We start from the raw sequence: 225 nt of genomic DNA, 5'->3' as shown, positions 1-225 counted from the left end.
CCGCCCGCCTCCAGCGCGCCGGCGATGCTGCGCAGCGCGGGGCCGGCCGCCTTCGCCCGCGCCGCTTCCGACAGCGCGGCCAGCGCGGGCAGTGCCGCGGCGGCGGCGGTCGCCACCCAGTCGCGCAGCCGCGCCGCGACCCGGTCGCGCACGCCCGCGTCGAGGCAATCGAGCGCGGGATCGAGCACCAGCTGCGGCCGCATCAGCGACGGCCCGCGCGCCAGC

At 82.2% G+C, this 225-nt stretch carries 1 protein-coding gene; it reads right to left on the bottom strand.

Annotated elements, in window-relative coordinates; all coding sequences use genetic code 11:
* Window positions 1–225, bottom strand: a 225-nt coding sequence (locus tag AX685_RS22365) for a hypothetical protein (RefSeq protein ID WP_197418502.1), incomplete at both ends; no start/stop codon positions are given.

The sequence above is a fragment of the Sphingomonas sp. CCH9-F2 genome, assembly GCF_001556735.1.
In the GTDB taxonomy this organism is placed as follows: domain Bacteria; phylum Pseudomonadota; class Alphaproteobacteria; order Sphingomonadales; family Sphingomonadaceae; genus Sphingomonas; species Sphingomonas ginsenosidimutans.
The sequence above is the reverse complement of the archived record's forward strand: the minus strand, read 5'-3'. Positions and strand labels throughout refer to the sequence as shown.